The 19,375-nt window shown below is 40.9% G+C and carries 20 protein-coding genes; 8 read left to right on the top strand and 12 right to left on the bottom strand.

All coding sequences use genetic code 11. The features are described from left to right. Window positions 1–45 precede the first annotated feature (45 nt). From PR799_RS15180 to aspA, 4 genes are all read right to left on the bottom strand, one after another. Entirely contained in the window at window positions 46–591 is a 546-nt protein-coding gene (locus PR799_RS15180) for a fimbrial protein (protein ID WP_272522622.1), read from the bottom strand. Window positions 592–1,164: 573 nt separating this feature from the next. Continuing rightward, window positions 1,165–1,503 carry a helix-turn-helix domain-containing protein gene (locus PR799_RS15175; protein WP_272522621.1) on the bottom strand — a complete coding sequence of 113 codons (339 nt, stop codon included), beginning with the start codon at window positions 1,501–1,503 and terminating at the stop codon, window positions 1,165–1,167. Between the two features lie 747 nt (window positions 1,504–2,250). Continuing rightward, complete coding sequence (locus PR799_RS15170; RefSeq protein ID WP_036955939.1) at window positions 2,251–3,573, bottom strand: anaerobic C4-dicarboxylate transporter; 1,323 nt, start codon at window positions 3,571–3,573, stop codon at window positions 2,251–2,253. A gap of 140 nt (window positions 3,574–3,713) precedes the next feature. Continuing rightward, a complete protein-coding gene (aspA, locus tag PR799_RS15165) occupies window positions 3,714–5,138 on the bottom strand; it encodes an aspartate ammonia-lyase (protein ID WP_154627807.1) in 1,425 nt (474 codons plus the stop codon). Between the two features lie 402 nt (window positions 5,139–5,540). Here aspA and PR799_RS15160 point away from each other — a divergent pair, with 402 nt between their 5' ends. The 4 genes from PR799_RS15160 to PR799_RS15145 all read left to right on the top strand — a co-directional run bounded on the left by PR799_RS15160 (window position 5,541) and on the right by PR799_RS15145 (window position 8,953). Continuing rightward, window positions 5,541–6,065: an FxsA family protein gene (locus PR799_RS15160; protein ID WP_006662856.1), complete on the top strand. Its 525-nt coding sequence runs from the start codon at window positions 5,541–5,543 to the stop codon at window positions 6,063–6,065. A 159-nt stretch (window positions 6,066–6,224) separates the two neighbouring features. Further along, window positions 6,225–6,515 (top strand): co-chaperone GroES, encoded by a 291-nt coding sequence (locus tag PR799_RS15155; RefSeq protein ID WP_154627805.1) that lies wholly within the window; start codon window positions 6,225–6,227, stop codon window positions 6,513–6,515. A gap of 53 nt (window positions 6,516–6,568) precedes the next feature. Next, a complete protein-coding gene (gene groL, locus PR799_RS15150) occupies window positions 6,569–8,212 on the top strand; it encodes a chaperonin GroEL (RefSeq protein ID WP_036955948.1) in 1,644 nt (547 codons plus the stop codon). A 396-nt stretch (window positions 8,213–8,608) separates the two neighbouring features. Further along, window positions 8,609–8,953 (top strand): DUF4156 domain-containing protein, encoded by a 345-nt coding sequence (locus tag PR799_RS15145; protein ID WP_036955950.1) that lies wholly within the window; start codon window positions 8,609–8,611, stop codon window positions 8,951–8,953. A 58-nt stretch (window positions 8,954–9,011) separates the two neighbouring features. On the opposite strand, the gene epmB is transcribed toward PR799_RS15145, so the two are convergent. Next, a complete protein-coding gene (gene epmB, locus PR799_RS15140; RefSeq protein ID WP_272522620.1) occupies window positions 9,012–10,040 on the bottom strand; it encodes an EF-P beta-lysylation protein EpmB in 1,029 nt (342 codons plus the stop codon). A 41-nt stretch (window positions 10,041–10,081) separates the two neighbouring features. On the opposite strand from epmB, the gene efp reads away from it, so the two are divergent. Further along, complete coding sequence (gene efp / locus PR799_RS15135) at window positions 10,082–10,648, top strand: elongation factor P (RefSeq protein WP_006658996.1); 567 nt, start codon at window positions 10,082–10,084, stop codon at window positions 10,646–10,648. Window positions 10,649–10,765: 117 nt separating this feature from the next. Here efp and PR799_RS15130 read toward each other — a convergent pair whose 3' ends face one another. The 3 genes from PR799_RS15130 to PR799_RS15120 all read right to left on the bottom strand — a co-directional run bounded on the left by PR799_RS15130 (window position 10,766) and on the right by PR799_RS15120 (window position 14,582). Beyond that, a complete protein-coding gene (locus PR799_RS15130) occupies window positions 10,766–10,969 on the bottom strand; it encodes a YbdD/YjiX family protein (RefSeq protein ID WP_006658997.1) in 204 nt (67 codons plus the stop codon). A 265-nt stretch (window positions 10,970–11,234) separates the two neighbouring features. Then, window positions 11,235–13,328 carry a pyruvate/proton symporter CstA gene (gene cstA, locus PR799_RS15125; protein ID WP_154627802.1) on the bottom strand — a complete coding sequence of 698 codons (2,094 nt, stop codon included), beginning with the start codon at window positions 13,326–13,328 and terminating at the stop codon, window positions 11,235–11,237. 348 nt (window positions 13,329–13,676) lie between these two features. Continuing rightward, window positions 13,677–14,582 (bottom strand): EamA family transporter, encoded by a 906-nt coding sequence (locus tag PR799_RS15120; protein ID WP_272522619.1) that lies wholly within the window; start codon window positions 14,580–14,582, stop codon window positions 13,677–13,679. A gap of 268 nt (window positions 14,583–14,850) precedes the next feature. Between PR799_RS15120 and sugE the strand changes: the two genes are divergently transcribed. Further along, a complete protein-coding gene (sugE, locus tag PR799_RS15115) occupies window positions 14,851–15,165 on the top strand; it encodes a quaternary ammonium compound efflux SMR transporter SugE (RefSeq protein ID WP_154627800.1) in 315 nt (104 codons plus the stop codon). A 100-nt stretch (window positions 15,166–15,265) separates the two neighbouring features. Here sugE and PR799_RS15110 read toward each other — a convergent pair whose 3' ends face one another. Beyond that, window positions 15,266–15,508 (bottom strand): helix-turn-helix domain-containing protein, encoded by a 243-nt coding sequence (locus PR799_RS15110; RefSeq protein ID WP_154627799.1) that lies wholly within the window; start codon window positions 15,506–15,508, stop codon window positions 15,266–15,268. A 218-nt stretch (window positions 15,509–15,726) separates the two neighbouring features. Here PR799_RS15110 and PR799_RS15105 point away from each other — a divergent pair, with 218 nt between their 5' ends. Together PR799_RS15105 and PR799_RS15100 are read left to right on the top strand one after the other, a co-directional pair. Continuing rightward, window positions 15,727–16,503: a hypothetical protein gene (locus PR799_RS15105; protein WP_272522618.1), complete on the top strand. Its 777-nt coding sequence runs from the start codon at window positions 15,727–15,729 to the stop codon at window positions 16,501–16,503. 47 nt (window positions 16,504–16,550) lie between these two features. Then, window positions 16,551–17,744: an MFS transporter gene (locus PR799_RS15100; RefSeq protein ID WP_272522617.1), complete on the top strand. Its 1,194-nt coding sequence runs from the start codon at window positions 16,551–16,553 to the stop codon at window positions 17,742–17,744. A gap of 37 nt (window positions 17,745–17,781) precedes the next feature. On the opposite strand, the gene PR799_RS15095 is transcribed toward PR799_RS15100, so the two are convergent. From PR799_RS15095 to frdC, 3 genes are all read right to left on the bottom strand, one after another. Continuing rightward, window positions 17,782–18,363, bottom strand: a complete 582-nt coding sequence (locus PR799_RS15095; protein WP_272522616.1) for a TetR/AcrR family transcriptional regulator — start codon at window positions 18,361–18,363, stop codon at window positions 17,782–17,784. Between the two features lie 241 nt (window positions 18,364–18,604). Next, complete coding sequence (gene frdD, locus PR799_RS15090) at window positions 18,605–18,958, bottom strand: fumarate reductase subunit FrdD (protein WP_006659009.1); 354 nt, start codon at window positions 18,956–18,958, stop codon at window positions 18,605–18,607. A gap of 15 nt (window positions 18,959–18,973) precedes the next feature. After that, window positions 18,974–19,369: a fumarate reductase subunit FrdC gene (frdC, locus tag PR799_RS15085; RefSeq protein WP_006659010.1), complete on the bottom strand. Its 396-nt coding sequence runs from the start codon at window positions 19,367–19,369 to the stop codon at window positions 18,974–18,976. Between the last annotated feature and the right edge of the window lie 6 nt (window positions 19,370–19,375).

Here is a 19,375-nt window from a genome sequence, read left to right as displayed (position 1 = left end):
CGGTGATGCTGTCTTACCTAAGTTGATACAGTTAACTCAATCGAATTAGTTAACGATATAAGAAACTAAGATTGGCGCGCTGTAAGAGCCAGCAGCAGGTGCATCTGTCGCTGTTGCCATACCGACTTTGAAGGTGTATTGCGCAGCGGTTTCATCTGCGCCAATGTCAACTTTTGTGCCACTACCGTTGGTGATGCGCTTGTTGTCTTTATCTTCAATCATAAAACCCACAGTTTGTGAATCTGTCGCAACAAAGAGGTCTTGTTGGTTGTTACCCACAGAAGTAATGCCTTGAATGATTAAGTTACCTTCTTCACCCTTAGCACAGCCGACTAAAGTCACGGGCATATCAACGGTTGTAGAGGACATTGCGTTGACTGCAGAGAAGTCAGAGTCCGCTTCGCCAACCGATGTTTTTAAAACACCGACGTTTAAGACAGATTTACCGCCATTAATGGTGACGTCACAGGTTGTGTTAGTCAGAATGCCTTGCAGAGTCACTTCCGCTGAAGGTGCCGCCAGTGCATTTAGACTTACCGCAGACAGACCCATAAATAATGCAGTAGAAAGTACCGTTGTTTTAAATGACATAATTAAGATTCCTATTTGTCCAAAGTTAAATAATCAAATTGATGATATAAAGGTCATATTCCATGTCGCAGTTTTACTATAGATATATACGTATAGAGTACGATATTATCTATTTACCTAGACTAAATTCAGGTTACATCAGTTATAAGCATTCAATTTAAAGTTAGTTAATTTCCTTTACTCTATTCCTTAGATATAAAGGGGATACTCTCTCCGTTATAAAGAGAGTATTACCTTTACCCTAAGTTAATAATTTAGGGTGTTATTGATTTTATTTTTTGAAAATGTAACCCACCCTATTATTAAATTTGAAATTTATTAATTTGAATGGATTACATTAATATTTTTTATGTGGCTGAGTTGTTAATATTCACGTTTGGTTTAATAAGTATAAATAACTATATTTATAGATCATCTAGATAAGATAAAGTATCACCATTATTTTAGATGAATTTAAATATTTGATTTATGTGTAATCAATGTGGAGAAAAACCCTAATTTTAAGTATTTTTCTTTTAAATCAATTGTTTAATTGTGATTTAAAGTATTTATAATAAACGCAAGGTGGCTTGATTATTTTGCAAAGTTATTTTTTAACAAGGAGATATCTTTGCTGCCAATACTGCTTAGTTTAAATTTCATTATAGAAACTCGAATGATTGCACGGTCTAAAAAATCTTGAATAGGCATTTTTAGTACATTTAAAACCTGTATTAACATATCTATCGTGATATTACAGATACCGCGTTCATAACGAGAAACTTGTTGTTGAGAAATATTCAGTAAATTAGCTAATTCTTTTCCACTGAGTAAACGGCGCTTGCGTAATAAGTAAATTTCATAACCAACAGCTTTTGTATAAATAGTTATTCCCTTCTTAGTAGAAGGTTTTTTATCATTTATTTCTATCATTGTATGCATTCCTTCCAAACAGCATCACTTAATAAAAATCGTATTTAGGTGAATACGAAGGATTGAAGAAAACATTGTATGAGAAAATAATTCCCTCTGTTTTCTTCCAACTAATTTACGTGACGTTGTTTGTAAAATCAAATAACGCAAATATAGAGTGATAGACAAAAATATTAATTTAAACTCTCTATGAGAGTAATACAAAATAATAAAGCTAGCGGTGAGCGGGTTTAAGGTGAGTAAGCTCTTTGAGACCATCGTTATTGGTTGGTGATTTATTCTTTTAAAATTAATTATTGATTAACAAAAAAGAATATAATTCTGAATTTTACATTTATTAACAACTGGTAATCAAGCAGATCACGATTCAGCCTATTGGCGTCATAAAATCATCTTTTTTAATTCATTATGCCTTATTTTTCAGTTTGTTATGAATTGATTTTTAGTGATTTTATTTGATTTTGGGTGTGTCAAAATGTTTCATTTTATTTAAATGAAAATGGACGCTCTATTTTTGATAAGTTTAACTACTTAGTTAAAACTGCTTATTCTTTCTTTATATTACAAATTCATTTCAAATATTATCTATTTTTGACTCTCCAAATAAGTGAGAGTTTTGTTAGATATTTATTTAAAAGGTAATTCATCAGGTTCAGGTTGCCTATAGGGAGTATCAAGATGCAGATATAAAAAAACCGTGACTCGAAAGCCACGGTTTTTTTGCATTTACTGATTGTAAATTGACGACTACAAGATCATACCGCCGAACAGGAAGCCGAAGGTAACAGCTAATGCCACAGCGATAGTCCCCGGGATAAAGAATGGGTGGTTAAAGACGAATTTACCGATGCGAGTTGTACCGGTGTCATCCATTTGTACCGCCGCAACCAGAGTTGGGTAAGTAGGCAGAATGAACAGACCAGATACTGCTGAGAATGAAGCGATAGCGGTTAATGGGCTAACGTTCAGAGCCAGGGCCATAGGCATCAGTGCTTTCGCTGTTGCTGCTTGAGAGTACAGAAGCGCAGAACAGAAGAAGAAGATAACCGCTAACATCCATGAGTGTTCGTGGATTAAGTCACCCGCAGTTTCTTTGATCCAATCAATGTTGTGCTGTACGAAAGTATCACCTAACCACGCAACACCTAAGATACAGATACATGCGCTCATACCTGCTTTGAAGGTACTTGAGTTCAGGATTGCATCAGTGTTTACACGGCACAGTACAGTGATTAACGTAGCCACAGTCAGCATGATGATCAGGATAGCGTTAGTGGTGTTCATCAGTGGGGTTGCCACAATACCTAAACTTGGGCTGTTGATAATTGCGTAGCAAACTACACCAACAACGCCGAGTAAGAACAGCAGAACAGACGCTTTAGCACCCGGTTTGATCTCTTTAACTTGGCTACCGCGCAGTTCAACTAAGCCTTCAGCTAAACGTTTTTGGTAGATTGGGTCATCAGACAATTTAGAGTTAAATGTCCAAGAGATAATGAAAGACATCAGGATGATAGCTAAGAACGTTGCAGGTAATAAAATACCTAACAGCGTGATATAGCTAACGGTGTTACCTGCGCCAACCATTGCTGGGTTTTCCATGACTGATGCCATGTAAACAACCGCCGCAGAAATTGGTGATGCTGTGATACCAATTTGAGCTGCAACAACCGCCGTAGACAGTGGACGACATGGTTTCACACCTTGTTCTTTCGCCACTTCTGCGATAACTGGCAGAGTTGCTAATGAGATATTACCTGTACCTGCGAACAGAGTTAGAAAATAGGTCACGATAGGGGCAAGGATAGTGATGTATTTTGGGTTGCGACGCAGTAATTTTTCGGTTTGAGCAACCAAGTAATCCAAACCACCCGCAATTTGCATTGCAGAGATGGCGGCAATAACTGCCATGATAATAGAGATTACGTCAAAAGGAATGGTTCCCGGTTTCACGCCAATTGCAGCGAGTACCAGAACACCTAGGCCACCGGCAAAACCGATACCTATCCCTCCAAGACGGGCCCCTAAAAAAATGGCCAGCAGAACAATGACAAATTCTACGGCTAACATAGTGTTTACTCCTCGACAAAAATGAAAATTATGAAACTTTTATGTTAATTATTTGTGTGTGCATTCATGAAAAAAGGCACGCTATCCGGTGGAAAGTCGTGCCCTTATTCTTAAGAATTATTTATGCTAAACATAAACAATTAGTCGTCAAATCTTTTTGCTTTATATTCTGGATGTTTTAGGTTCTCAACAGAGAAGATATCATCCAGCTGCGCTTCGGTCAGAAGTCCACGTTCTAGGACGACTTCACGTACGCTCTTACCAGTTTCCGCACAGATTTTACCCACGATATCGCCGTTATGGTGACCGATGAATGGGTTCAAGTAAGTCACGATACCGATAGAGTTGAATACAAACGCTTCACAGATTTCTTTGTTCACTGTGATGCCGTTTACGCATTTCTCTACTAAGTTACGACATGCATTGCTCATCAGAGAAATGGATTCGAACATTGCTTGACCAATTGCGGGTTCCATTACGTTTAATTGTAATTGACCTGCTTCAGCAGCCATTGTTACACAGATATCATTACCAATAACTTTGAAGCATGCTTGGTTAACAACTTCAGGGATAACTGGGTTAACTTTTGCTGGCATGATAGAAGAACCTGCTTGTAATTCAGGCAGATTAATTTCTTTCAGACCGGCACGAGGACCAGAGGAAAGTAAACGTAAGTCATTACAGATTTTAGACAGTTTCATCGCCAGGCGTTTTAGACCTGCGTGAACAGTGATGTAGGCACCACAGTCAGAGGTTGCTTCGATTAAGTCTTCAGCAGGAACACATGGTAAGCCAGTCACTTCAGCCAATTTTTTAACTGCCAGTTCTGAATAACCTGGCGCTGTATTCAAACCAGTACCGATAGCAGTTGCACCTAAGTTAACTTCGAGCAGTAAATCGATGCTACGTTTTAAGTTTTTCTCTTCTTCTTTAAGAAGAGTTGCGAAAGCATGGAATTCCTGACCAACAGTCATTGGTACTGCGTCTTGTAATTGAGTACGACCCATTTTCAGGATGTCTTTGTACTCTTCTGCTTTGCTTTCAAAACCTTTTTTCAGGTAAGTAACAGAATCGATTAATTTCAGAACAGAGTTATAAACCGCGATACGGAAACCGGTAGGGTATGCATCGTTGGTAGATTGGCTTTTGTTCAGATGGTCATTTGGGTTTAAGAATTCATATTCACCTTTTTTATGACCCATCAGTTCAAGACCGATGTTTGCCAGAACTTCGTTGGTATTCATGTTCAGTGATGTGCCCGCACCACCTTGGAATACGTCAACTGGGAACTGATCCATGCATTTACCTTCGTTCAAAACAACGTCACATGCTTTGATGATGGTGTCTGCAATATTACGAGGAATAGTGTGCAGTTCTTTGTTAGCTAGAGCGGCTGCTTTTTTAACCATTACCATGCCGCGAATAAATTCTGGGACATCGTTAATGGTGCGGTCGCTGATATAAAAGTTTTCAATCGCACGCAGAGTATGAACACCATAATAGGCATCAGCTGGAACTTCTTTTTTACCTAACAGGTCTTCTTCGATACGAGTATTGTTTGACATGAGAACCTTCTTAATTAGATTACAGTTACTGTCCGTTTATGCGCTTTAAAAAATATATCCTAAAACTAAACTTCTAGGTGGTTACCACCTATTACTCCTTTATCAGTATTATGTTCTACTGACTTATGGGGTGATCATATGCCTTTTATCACCCTATACCTTGAACCTAGATCATTTTATGGATTGATTAGTGCAATAGAATTTATATTGTGTGATTTGAATCACAGATAAGCATCGTTAATGATCTTAATCCATGAGTTGAAAATCACGATAAGAGACCCAATTATTATGGCTATACTAATGAAAAAAGCGAATATGAATAGTAGTCTCTTAGAGATAGTTCACAAAGGTTTTCATTTCCCCCCGAAAAATGCAGTAGCTTATTGATATAAAGGAGTACTTGTGCGCTGGTTACCACTAATTCTGATATGTATTTTGGTGTATATAGAGTCGGTCATTTTTGTCCGAGTCGCGGCTGAAATTGGTGTATTAATGACATTAATTTTAGTGGTGCTCACATCCTGTTTAGGGGTTTCTCTTGTGAAGAACCAAGGGATGAAAAATGTCATGCAAATACAACAAAAATTAATGAGTGGTGAAAGTCCTGCCGCTGAAATGATTAAAAGTGTGGCGTTAGTGTTAGCAGGATTTTTACTTATTGTTCCTGGATTCTTTACGGACTTTATTGGGCTACTTTTATTACTACCACCAGTACAAAAATTATTTGTGATGCGTTTAATCCCACACATTAAATTTTACCAACCAGGAAGTGGTTTTCAGGGGGGAGGTTATCAAAACGGTAATACTTTTGAGGGGGAGTATCAGCGTAAACAAGACGACCCTTCTTATACTATTGATGGTGAAAGCCATCGAGTCCCTGAAGATAAATCTTCAGATTCTGACAAAGATAATCCGCACAAGTCTTAATTCCTTTTAGTTTGTAGGGAGATAAATAATAAAAAAATTTATCTCCCACCCCTTGAAGTCTGACTAACCCACCCCAATCTCCTGAAACATGGTACTGGTGAAGATCACCTTGGTATCGACCTTTTACCCGTATGGACTTTATTTGTAGGAGAACTATTAATGAAAATTCGTCCATTGCATGACCGTGTTATCGTTAAACGTAAAGAAATCGAATCTAAATCTGCTGGTGGTATCGTGTTGACTGGCAGTGCTGCGGGGAAATCAACTCGTGGTGAAGTTATCGCTGTAGGCCAAGGCCGCATCCTAGAAAATGGCGAAGTGAAAGCGCTGGATGTGAAAGTTGGCGATATCGTAATTTTTAACGACGGTTATGGCGTAAAAGCTGAAAAAATCGACAACGAAGAAGTGCTAATCATGTCCGAAAGCGACATTTTAGCAATCGTTGAATAAGAATTTTCACTTAAAACTTTCATCAAACGAAAAGAATTTAAAGGAAAGAGATAATGGCAGCTAAAGACGTTAGATTTGGTAATGACGCTCGTACAAAAATGCTTCGTGGTGTCAATGTTCTTGCGGATGCAGTTAAAGTAACTTTAGGTCCTAAAGGCCGTAACGTTGTTTTAGACAAATCTTTTGGATCACCTGTTATCACCAAAGACGGTGTTTCTGTTGCGCGTGAAATCGAATTAGAAGATAAATTCGAAAACATGGGTGCACAAATGGTGAAAGAAGTTGCTTCTAAAGCTAACGATGCAGCGGGTGATGGTACAACAACCGCAACCGTTTTAGCTCAAGCAATTATCACTGAAGGTCTGAAAGCCGTTGCTGCTGGCATGAACCCAATGGATCTGAAACGTGGTATCGATAAAGCAGTAGTTGCTGCTGTTGAAGAACTGAAAACTCTGTCAGTTCCATGTTCAGACACTAAATCAATCGCACAGGTTGGTACTATTTCTGCAAACTCCGACGAAACTGTTGGTAAATTAATTGCAGAAGCAATGGAGAAAGTCGGTAAAGAAGGCGTTATCACCGTTGAAGAAGGTACTGGTCTGGAAGACGAATTAGACGTGGTTGAAGGTATGCAGTTTGACCGCGGTTATTTATCTCCTTACTTCATCAATAAACCAGAAACGGGTGTTGTTGAACTGGAAAACCCATTCATCCTGTTAGTCGACAAAAAAGTGTCTAACATTCGTGAATTACTGCCAGTATTAGAAGGCGTTGCTAAAGCGAACAAACCACTGCTGATCATCGCTGAAGATGTTGAAGGTGAAGCTCTGGCTACATTAGTCGTGAACACCATGCGTGGTATCGTGAAAGTGGCTGCGGTTAAAGCACCTGGTTTCGGTGACCGTCGTAAAGCAATGCTGCAAGATATCGCTATCCTGACTAACGGTACTGTTATCTCTGAAGAGATCGGTATGGAGCTGGAAAAAGCAACGTTAGAAGATTTAGGTCAAGCTAAACGTATCGTTATCAACAAAGACACCACTATCATTATCGATGGTATCGGTGACGAAACTGCAATCGCAGGTCGTGTGACTCAAATCCGTCAACAAATCGAAGAGTCTTCTTCTGATTACGACCGTGAAAAACTGCAAGAGCGCGTAGCGAAATTAGCTGGCGGTGTTGCGGTAATTAAAGTGGGCGCAGCAACTGAAGTTGAAATGAAAGAAAAACGCGCTCGCGTTGACGATGCTCTGCACGCAACTCGCGCAGCGGTAGAAGAAGGTGTTGTTGCTGGTGGTGGTACTGCGTTAGTTCGCGTTGCGGCTAAACTGGAAGCACTGAAAGGCGATAACGAAGAACAAAACGTAGGTATCCGTGTTGCTCTGCGTGCGATGGAAGCGCCAATGCGTCAAATCGTGACTAACGCAGGTGAAGAAGCTTCTGTTGTTGTTAACAACGTGAAAGCAGCAACTGGCAACGACGGTTACAACGCAGCTACAGATACTTATGGCGACATGATCGAAATGGGTATTCTGGATCCAACTAAAGTAACGCGTTCTGCTCTGCAATTCGCAGCATCAATCGCGGGTCTGATGATCACGACTGAAGCGATGATCACTGATATGCCAGCATCTGACGCTCCTGATTTAGGCGCAGCGGGTATGGGTGGCATGGGCGGAATGGGCGGTATGATGTAAGCCAATAGGCAAACATCTTGCTCAAGTAGCTGCTAACTAGTGGCTACCAGCCAAAATAAGACCGGCACCATGAGTTATCAAGTGGTGCCGGTTTTTTTATAGGTAATCAAATTAATGCTTTTGTGCTTTGCATTTATGAGGTTTATTACTTATTTTTGCGTTAAGGTGACTCATCGGGTTATATTTAATCCAAGGTAAAAAATAGTTTAAATAAGTAAAGAACATCACAAGCGTATTGATTGTTTTGTGATAAACTCTGAGCGATTGGCAATAATTGAAAAGTTTATAAGTACATCGAGTAAGCTAATTTACTGCCATAAAACAGAATTTTGAGTGATTGGAGCGACAAAGGTTCGACGACCAGCTGCAAAAACACAATGAAAAATGAGGGAAAACATGCGAATTAAAGTCTTGCTTGGTGCTGCTGCATTACTAACTTTAGCAGGTTGTACATCAACCAATGATCTGACTGCGGCAGGCTCACAAGTTCGTTTTGTTGAAAATCAACCGGGAAGCGAATGCCAACTTCTTGGTCAAGTCACTGGAACTCAAAGCAACTGGTTGAGCGGCGTTAATAACGAATCTAGCTCTATGCGCGGCGCGGCAAATGATTTACGCAACAAAGCTGCAGCAATGGGGGGTAACGTGATTTTTGGTGCTTCAAGCCCAAGCGAAACTGTCCTGTCTAGCTTTGTTCCTGTTGATAGTAAAATGGTTGGTCAAGTTTATAAGTGCCAATAATCATATATCGAGAAGACCCGCTTAATTAAGCGGGTTTTTTTATACTGGTTCACTTTAGCTAGCTTTGGCGTAAGTTTAAATCAAGCAAGGTTTTGCTTGGTTCTCCACCTATCTCTCTTGCCAGTTTTGGCACTAAATATCCTGAAACTTGGCTTAGTAACTCGCGAATTAATTGCCGAGCTTCAAGATCACTCACTAAGAAGTGCGCTGCACCTTGAACTTTATCAAGCACATGTAAATAATACGGCAAAATTCCTACATCAAATAACGCATTGCTCAGGTTGGCTAATGCTAAGACATTATCATTAACTTGGCGGAGTAGTACGCTTTGGTTCAGTAGTGTGACTCCCGAACGTTTTAATTTCAGCATTGCTTGTGCAAACTCATCATTAATCTCATTCGCGTGATTAACATGGGTGACCATAATCACTTGTAAACGGGATTGAGCTAAGCGCTGGCAAAGGGTATCTGTAATTCTTTTTGGGATTACTACCGGTAAGCGAGAATGAATTCGCAAGCGCGTAATGTGTGGAATTTCCTCAAGTTGGCTAATTAACCAGTCAAGCTCGTGGTCTTTTGCCATTAATGGATCACCGCCAGAGAAGATGATTTCATTGAGTTCACTGTGGTTTTTTATATAATCCACAGCCATCAACCAGTTATTTTTATTTCCTTTGTTATCTTCATAAGGAAAATGCCGGCGAAAGCAGTATCGACAGTTCACTGCACAACCCCCCTTAACCAGCATTAATGCGCGGTTACGGTACTTGTGGAGTAAACTCGGGATCGCGTTATCCTGCTCTTCTAGTGGATCAGTAGAAAAACCTGGATGTATATCGAACTCTGCTTTTGCGGTTAATACTTGCAATAACAGAGGGTCTAGTGGATCACCTTTTTTCATTCGCGAAATAAAAGGACGCGGAACGCGTAAGGGGAATAACTTACGTGCTTCATGACCTTCTCGCGATGGTTGATGGTCTTCTAAGTTTAGTAATTGCAGCAATTCATCCGGATTAGTGACTGCTTCAGCAAGTTGTTGTATCCAGACTTCTCTGGATGAGGTATTTTGAGTTATAATATCGACCATTTTTTGGCTATGCCATTTTAGTTTATAAATAGAGGATCTCCATGGCTACTTATAGTACCAATGAATTCCGCTCAGGTCTTAAAATCATGTTAGATGGTGAGCCGTGTGCAATTCTTGAAAGTGAATTCGTTAAACCGGGTAAAGGTCAAGCGTTCGCACGCGTTCGTCTGCGTAAACTGATTTCTAACAAACTGTTGGAAAAAACTTTTAAATCTACTGATTCTGTTGAAGGCGCAGATGTCATGGATATGAACTTAACTTACCTGTATAACGACGGTGAGTTCTGGCACTTCATGAACAACGAAACTTTCGAACAACTGGCAGCAGATGCGAAAGCTATCGGTGACAACGAAAAATGGCTGATCGACCAAGCAGATTGTATTTTAACGCTGTGGAACGGTCGTCCAATCGCGGTTACTCCGCCGAACTTCGTTGAGTTAGAAGTTGTTGAAACAGATCCAGGTCTGAAAGGCGATACAGCAGGTACTGGTGGTAAACCAGCAACTTTAAGCACTGGTGCAGTGGTTAAAGTTCCTCTGTTCGTTCAGATTGGCGAAGTGATCAAAGTTGACACTCGTTCAGGCGAATACGTTTCACGCGTGAAATAATCGCCGACAGATCAAGCCAGCCATTATAGTGAGTGGCGAAGTGAGATCAAGAAGAGCCGAATGCAGTTTCGTACTGTATTCGGCTTTTTTATTTGTGGAGTTCAGACAGAGCAATGATCAACAACATTTAAACCCGCCTTTACCCTTACCACCGTAGCGAGCATCCTGCCGCTCTTTGAAAAACTCCTCATAAGTCATCGGCGTTTGGTCAGGATGAGTACGTTGCATGTGGGCGACGTAATTATCGTAGTCGGGGACGCCGACCATCATTTTGGCAGCTTGTCCTAAGTAACGGGCCGCTTTCCCTAAGTTTCCAAACATAAATCCTCGTCATATTTTGCGCTGTAGCTGTGTTGTCTTCGTTAGTTAAACCCAAGTCACATACTTATGTATGCTCCTCGGGTTTATCAAACTCGTCGCCTTGCTACAACACAAACTATTTAGAGGATTGCATCGTAGCTAGCGATTTTGGAGAAAGAGAGTGAGTTTTGAAAAACATCTAAATCAAAAATCTAAAATACAAAACTGAAGTAAAAAGGTTAATAGATTCTCAATTCTCAATTCTCAGCTCTCAATCTCCGGTGTATTAATGATGGCGGGTATTTGCCACAATCTCTTCGTAGTTGGCTGGCATTGGTTCGTAAGGAACTTCGTTGGCAGTTGGCTCCTTAGATTTCAATGCTTTTAACGCGGTACGGATAGAGAATAGGGCGAGAACCACAACCACAATCATAAAGAAAATCGTTAAGCCAGCATCTAAACGGTTATTGAAAACCAACTGAGTTAACTGTGATTCCGTATATTGCGGTGGCAAGTTGCCGCTATCTAACATCGCTTGGAACTTATTCGCGACGGCTAAGAAACCAACGCGGGCATCTTCACTGAAGGTCTTTTCCCAGCCAGCGGTCATCGTACACACCAATAACCACGAAGTTGGTAATAGCGCGACCCATGCGTAAGCTTGGCGCTTCATCTTGAACAGAACGACCGCACACAGCATCAACGCCATACCTGCTAGCATTTGGTTGGCAATACCAAACAGTGGCCATAAGGTGTTAATACCACCGAGTGGGTCAACGACGCCTTGATGTAAGAAATAACCCCAAGCCAGCACACACAATGCAGTGGCTATCAGGTTAGCGGGCAGAGAATCCGTTCTTTTCAATGATGGTGAAACCACACCCAGCAAATCTTGCAGCATAAAGCGTGCCGCACGGGTTCCGGCATCCACCGCAGTCAGGATAAACAGCGCTTCAAACAGGATGGCAAAGTGGTACCAAAAGGCAACATTCATCAACCCGCCTAGCGCGCCATGAAGAATATATGCCATACCGACTGCCAGTGTTGGAGCACCCCCGGCACGGGAAATAATGCTGGTTTCCCCAACCTCGTTGGCAATTTGCGTCAATTGTTCAGGGGTAATCTGGAAGCCCCAGCCGCTGACAACTTGTGCTGCAGAAGCCACAACATCTGTCGTGCCAGCTGGTGCTAACATCGCCATTGGGCTGTTCATCGCGAAATAAACGCCTGGGTCAATTACACAAGCTGCGACTAACGCCATGATAGCTACGAATGACTCCATCAACATCCCGCCATAACCAATAAAACAAGCTTGGTTTTCGTTGGCGAGCATTTTCGGCGTGGTACCAGAAGAGATTAAGGCGTGGAAACCGGAAACAGCGCCACAAGCGATAGTAATAAATAAGAATGGGAATAAGTCCCCCGCCCAGACAGGGCCTGTTCCATCAATATACTTAGTTAACGATGGCATTTGCAGGTTTGGATTTAAAATCAAAATACCGATCGCCAGACCGATGATTGTTCCAATTTTCAGGAAAGTAGAAAGGTAATCACGGGGGGCTAATAGCAGCCAAACTGGTAAAACGGCAGCCACAAAACCATACCCAACCAACATCCATGTTAGCTGGACGCCGGTGTAGTCAAAGTAAGGAGCCCAAGTTTCACTCTCTGCGACCCAACCACCAGAAATGATCGCAAAAACTAAGAAAATCAAACCAATAACTGAAACTTCACCAATGCGACCTGGGCGAATATAGCGAGTATAAATTCCCATAAAAATAGCCAGCGGGATGGTGAAGGCAACGGTATAGGTTCCCCACGGGCTGTGTGTTAACGCTTTCACGACAATCATCGCGAGCACAGCAAGGATGATCACCATGATCATAAAGCAAGCAATCAGCGCAATGACCCCAGCAGTATTGCCCATTTCCTCTTTAACCAGTTCACCCAAAGAGCGACCATCGCGGCGAGTGGAAACGAACAGCACCATAAAATCTTGTACCGCCCCTGCCAGTACTACCCCTGCGAGCAGCCAGAGCATTCCGGGCAAATAGCCCATTTGTGCCGCAAGTACAGGACCGACTAAAGGACCAGCACCTGCAATAGCGGCAAAGTGGTGACCAAATAACACTTTTTTGTCGGTTGGAACATAATCCAGACCATCGTTGTGACGAATGGCTGGCGTCATACGTGTAGAGTCCACTTGCAGGACTTTTTTTGCAATAAACAGTCCATAGTAACGATATGCGATCAAATAAATACAGACCGCAGCGACCACGATCCACAGGGCGTTGATCTGTTCACCTCGGTTTAATGCAATATAACCGAGTGAAAACGCGCCGAGCAGAGCGAGAACAATCCAAATCAATTGTTTACCCATAGCCTTTCCCCATCCATTTCGTTAACGAGCTTTATTAGTTATTTATGTAAGTAAAAACTTAAACAGATATAGCGAGAGTTGTGGGAAAGGAAAAGTAGCTAAATCGAGACACTTAATTGAAATTGTAGATAAATTCCAATATTGGAATTAGCATCACTAAAATCGAAGTTAATATTGGATTTTATCTTGTTTTGGTCTAGCGTTAATTCATTGGTTGGGTTTATATTCTAATGAATTTTTTAATTTAAGATTATAGTTCTGAATGGGTGCGCTGAAATTCTTGCTTAGGATATTAAGATAGACAAAAAATACCGGAAGAAAATTTCCGGTATTTGAAGATGTTGACGATTACTTTCGGATCATCTGAATGATTTTTTTACCAAACAATGTCGTGATAAGCCCGAACATAATCAAAATTAATCCAGCGATTTGTATGCCATTAATATGCTCCCCAAGGAATAACGCGCTGCTGCTTAACCCAAAAACGGGCACCAATAAAGAGAACGGTGCGACGCGCCAAGCCTCATAGCGTCCGAGCAATACTCCCCATAAGCCATACCCAACGAAAGTAGAAAGATAGGCAAGATATAAAATCACGCCGAGTACCGACCAATCAAACCCCGCTAAGCCTTGAACAATTGCCTCTTCACCTTCGAAGATCCACGAACTTAATAAGAAAGGAATAATCGGTATGAGGGCGCTCCAACTGACCAAGGAAAGAGCGCTGCATTTTTCTTCGCCTTGATGCTGCATAATAATGCGATTGGTGATATTACCAAACGCCCAAGAGAGCCCCGCAACCAAAATAAAGATCAAGCCCAACAGAGGGATATCATCGATTCCGCCAGAGGTTGCGCCATTGGCTAAAATCCCAAGCCCCGCGATGGCGATGAACATGCCGATAAAGTGGGTTGGTTGTAGGGATTCTTTAAGGATCACGGCACCGAGCAAGATAGTGAAGAAAGCTTGTGACTGTAAAATCACCGAGGCAATGCCTGCTGGCATACCTACGCGTAAGGCGCAGAATAGAAATGCAAATTGCCCAAAGCTAATGGTTAAACCATAAATCAATAGTAGCTTTAAAGGGATCTTGGGGCGCTTAAATAGGAAGATGGCAGGGAATGCCACAAACACAAAACGTAAGGCACCGAGGAGTAATGGGGGTAAGGCGGTTACGCCAAGTTTAATGATCACAAAGTTGACGCCCCAAATAATCACGACACACAGGGCAAGTAATATATCTTTGATACGCATGGTGTTTTCTCGGTACAGAATTGGCGGAGGATCTCTACTTTACCTGTGCTTTGGGATTTGTGCGACGAGATTGCATCTCATGACTTAAATTCAGCATGAATAGGATAAATGTGGGTGTTAATTTAGTGTTAATTATTATTTTAAGTGACTTGAGTCTCTGAAATTGAACGTTTATAATACGGTTTCAATTCGCGTGTTCAGGACGACCTGAAATCATCACGTTTAAGTAATGGGGACGACCCCGAGAAGTTGACGGAGTACATCCACCATGGCTTGGATCATCTTATTATTCGCAGGTTTATTAGAAGTTGTTTGGGCAGTGGGTTTAAAATATACCCATGGTTTTACGCGCCTGACACCAAGTATCATCACTATCACCGCCATTATCGCCAGTATGGGCTTGCTCGCTTATGCGATGCGTGACTTGCCTGCGGGAACCGCTTATGCGATTTGGACGGGAATTGGCGCAGTCGGTACCGCGATTTTTGGGATTATTTTCCTCGGCGAATCCGCCAATATGTTCCGCTTATTGAGCCTTGGCTTGATTGTGATGGGGCTAATTGGATTAAAAATTTCTAGTTAAGCCACTGAGAATAAGAACGGGTGAGCGATGGCTTACCCGTTTTAACAATTCCAGCATAATAGAATTCAAATAACATAATAGTTATATTTATCTTGTTTTCTTAATCAATAGAGCTGGTTTCTCTTCTTTTAGGTTGATGCTGCAAATAACGAGATGGCCATATTTCATCGGGTGCCATTTCTAAAAATTCAGCAATAATTCTCTCTCCTTTAGGCCAACGACGTGACAATGCATTATTCAATGTAGAAGGATTTAATCCGACAGATCTTGATATCGCAGATAATGTGGTTCCTCTTTTTCGAATGGCGGCAATAATGTCAGCCGGATGCCAATCTTGTTTCATATTATTCTCCAATAATTCTAAAATAATTAATTATTAAATTTAATTAAATTTGTTTTAATTAAATTCACCATATGGTTTATTTGGAATGTTAAATTAGAAAAATAAATTGCCTTTTAAAATGTCAATTAAATTAATCTTTGACATGAGAAATTTCTATGTTAAAGATATTGGCGGTTTTTAATGTTGTTATTTTACAGTGGAATTTAAAAGGAAATTAAATGAATATTGAAAGTAATTTTTTGGAAAAATCATGTGATGGGTTAAGGAATATATTTTCAAGTCAATTTAATTGGGATGATATGGATCTATCTTTTAGTAGGGTTGACTTAACGGAACGAAAAATACTGACAATATCCAGCAACTATGAATGGGTCTTGATCTACTGGAATGATGACTTAGACCTGTTAATCAGTGAAAGATTGTCTTCGGGAATTCAATACTGGGATAATTACTCCAAAGCATATTCAGATACATTGTTAAAAGTAAATAATAGTGAGGTTAAGATCGATCTTTGTACGAAATATGGAAATGTTTTTGAATTGGCATCAATTAATTCAAAGAAGAATTTGTCAATAAAAGAAATTAATGCAATCTATAAATATAGGCCCATTATTTCAGACTATGCACAAAGTATTTGGCAGAAAGATAATGATGCTTTTCTACCACAAAGAGAAAATATTATTTTACCCGCTGAAAACCATAGTGAAAAAAATGAATTAGATAATGATATGCTTGATATACACCAATATATGCGCTTTGGTAACATTCGTTTTACTCGTAAAGAAATGATCACCATTCGCTTATTACTTTCCCACTGCAAAGTAAAAGAAATTAGTTATATCCAAGGTTGTGCAGAAGCCAATGAGCACAAGCGAATTCAACGCATCAAAGAAAAATTAGGATGCCCACATGTTTCTTCCAGTGGTTTATTTACGGTTCTAAAAGAACACGGAATTACATTGGCGTGTTTAGAAACCCTAGTGAGCTATCCGTAATTTCCCGACATTATTTAGGATAAAATTTTTACAACAAGGATGATGCAATGAAATGGAAATATCGCATTGGTGCAGCCGCAGGAAATGCGTTGGAATATTATGATATTGCCGTTTTTGCTGCAATATCAGTTTATTTGAGTACAGAGTTGGAAAAATTGGGTTACTCACAGTCCACGATAATGGTATGGGGGATTTTTGCGCTGCGTTTTTTAATTCGACCTATTGGCGGGGTTGTTATCGGGCGTTATGCAGATATTGCAGGGAAAAAAGCGGCGTTAATCTTGACGAGTTTTATGACTGGCGTTGCAACATTATGTATGGCGTTATTGCCTATCCAATTACTAGGAATTTATACCCCAATCGCTATTTTAATACTTCAGCTTGCTCTTGCTTTTAGCTTTGGCGGTGAGTACCCATCGGTAGTGACTTACTTATTCTCTGATACGAAAAATAACGAGCGGGCCAGAATTGCGGCGTTAATCTCTGGAAGTGTAGTGGCAGGGGTTATTATTTCAGTTGGATTAGTCGTATTGTTACAGCAAATCCTTGATAAAGAAACGATGCACAGTATTGGCTGGCGGATCCCATTATTTGTAGGTTTGCTTAATATCGGGATCAGTTTTTGGTTTCGTGCGAGATTACCAGAAAAGCAGGAAAATAAAGCGGAAAGGCGAACGTTTAATTGGCAAGGGATCGTTTATCTTTTTTTGTTAACCGCGCCCGCCTCAGTGGCTTTTTATTCACAAAACCTTTCTGGAACAATTATTGTTAAACACTTGAAACATTATGAATTCAAAGATGTTTTTCCTTTGATATCTTCCGGACTTTTGTTAGTACTGATTATTTTAACTTGCTGGTTCACAACGAAATGCAGTACACCATCGAAAGTTTACCGGATGGGGGTTGCTGCGCTAGCGCTCTTATCCGTCCCTGTTTATTTTACACTTCAGCTCGATAGCCTCATGTTAGTTGGCCTTGCACAGCTTGTTATTGCAGCGTGTTCTGCAATGATCCTTGCAAATTTACCGGCCGTACTGGCGAGTGCGGTTCATGGTAATACCGCAATGCTGGGCGCTGGTTATAATGGGGCTTCTGTGTGCATTGGGGGGATAACGCCGCTAGCCATTACCTACTTGAGCGATTTTCATTTAGGTTATGCAGGCTGCTTTATTGCATTTTGCGGGGCATTATTTTTCCTGACACGCTGGCTACCAAAATCAAAAGCACTAGAATTTAATTAACTGATTAACCCCATAGTCAATCTATGGGGTAATTTTTTTAGCCCAGTAATTTTAAAAAACGCCCATACAGCAATTCACTCAAATTGCTTTGGTTGTATTCACTGGTTGTAGAGAGGTTATCCACTGCCGCATGCATTGAATGATAGATCATCGTGGCGATAAGCTCTGGTGGCGCAGCGTGCCATGTTTGCTGCTGTTCACCAAGGGCTAAAATCTGCTTAATTTGCTCAACGGCGCGCTGTTCATGGCTGTTAGTGTGTCCGTGATATTCATCGTGAAAGAGCATGTCGTGCAGTGTCTGTTTTTCAACATAGTACTTAACGCTATTTTCACACCATGATTTTAACTGAGAAGACGCCGATGGATGCTGTGCAAGCTCATCCGTAATATGCCCCAAATACCAATCCATATAGCGGGTTCGCAAGGCATCCATAATCTCATTTTTAGATTGAAAATAATGGTAAAACGTTCCTTTCGCCACATCTGCGGCTGCCACAATTTCACTGACTGTAGTGGTCAGAAATCCCTTAGATAGAAACAGGTTTTCCGCGGCATTCATGAGGTCGTTCAAACGCTCTTCTGCTGGCTTGGTTCTCGGTTTTTTCGGTGGCGTTAACATAAATAGAGCTCTTATCGCGTTATTTTGATTGAGGACTTAATAACATTTTACGTCTGAAATACCCGAATGTCCTTTCAATATCTTGTTAGCGCGATAAAACAATAAGAATGACATTATTGTTTAGTTTAACCTCGCTGGTGGTAGGATTTGAAAGCCAAAAAAATACCCCATCATGCAGTGCATTGATGGGGTACTTGGTATCAACTTACTTAGTTAATCAACTTATTTAGTTAATCAACAACTACAGTGTGAATACACCGATGATTGCGATAACGCTAATGATTGCTGAGCTGCCGTAGAACACCCATTTTGTTGCTGGAACGTGCACTTTAAAATCGTGCAGGGTGTGGTGAATACGGTGCATACCACACCATACTGGCAGAATAATCATCAGTAATAAGAAAATGCGTCCAATAAAGCTTTGGCTAAATGCCATGATGCGCTCATAGCTCAGCATTTCTGGTGCAACACCTAATGGGATTAAAATACCCAGTAAGAGAATGATTGCAGGGCCAATAACGGCGCTCCACATACCACCTGCACCAAATAATCCCCAGAAAATCGGCTCATCGGAACGTTTAGGCGTTAGATTCATCAGATTCTCCTTCGATTAAAATAGTAATGCGATTGCTAAAATAGCCGCGGTCACGACTATAGTGAGTGCCCAGAAGCCTTTCACGATTGGCTCATCTGGCAGTTTCTTATCTTTAACAATGATAGCGACAGCTTTTGGCGCCAGTTTGAACCACGTTGTGGTATGCAGCAGCGTCGCAGCCAGTGTCACAATGTTAATGATCAGAATGATTGGGTTACTTAAGAACCCAACAAAACCCGCCCAGGATTCAGGTCCATTTTTCAGAGCAAATACGCCGTACAGGACTAAAATACTGAACCAAACCTGAAGCACGGAAGTACTTTCACGCATGATGTAAAAGCGGTAGAAACCCAGCTTTTGCCACCAGTCGCCTTTCATTTCCCTGACATAGGGTTTACGTTTAGTTGTCATGACTTC

The sequence above is a fragment of the Providencia sp. PROV202 genome, assembly GCF_028479565.1.
Taxonomy (GTDB): domain Bacteria; phylum Pseudomonadota; class Gammaproteobacteria; order Enterobacterales; family Enterobacteriaceae; genus Providencia; species Providencia zhijiangensis.
Note: the sequence above shows the minus strand (reverse complement) of the source record. Positions and strands in the feature narration are given on the sequence as shown.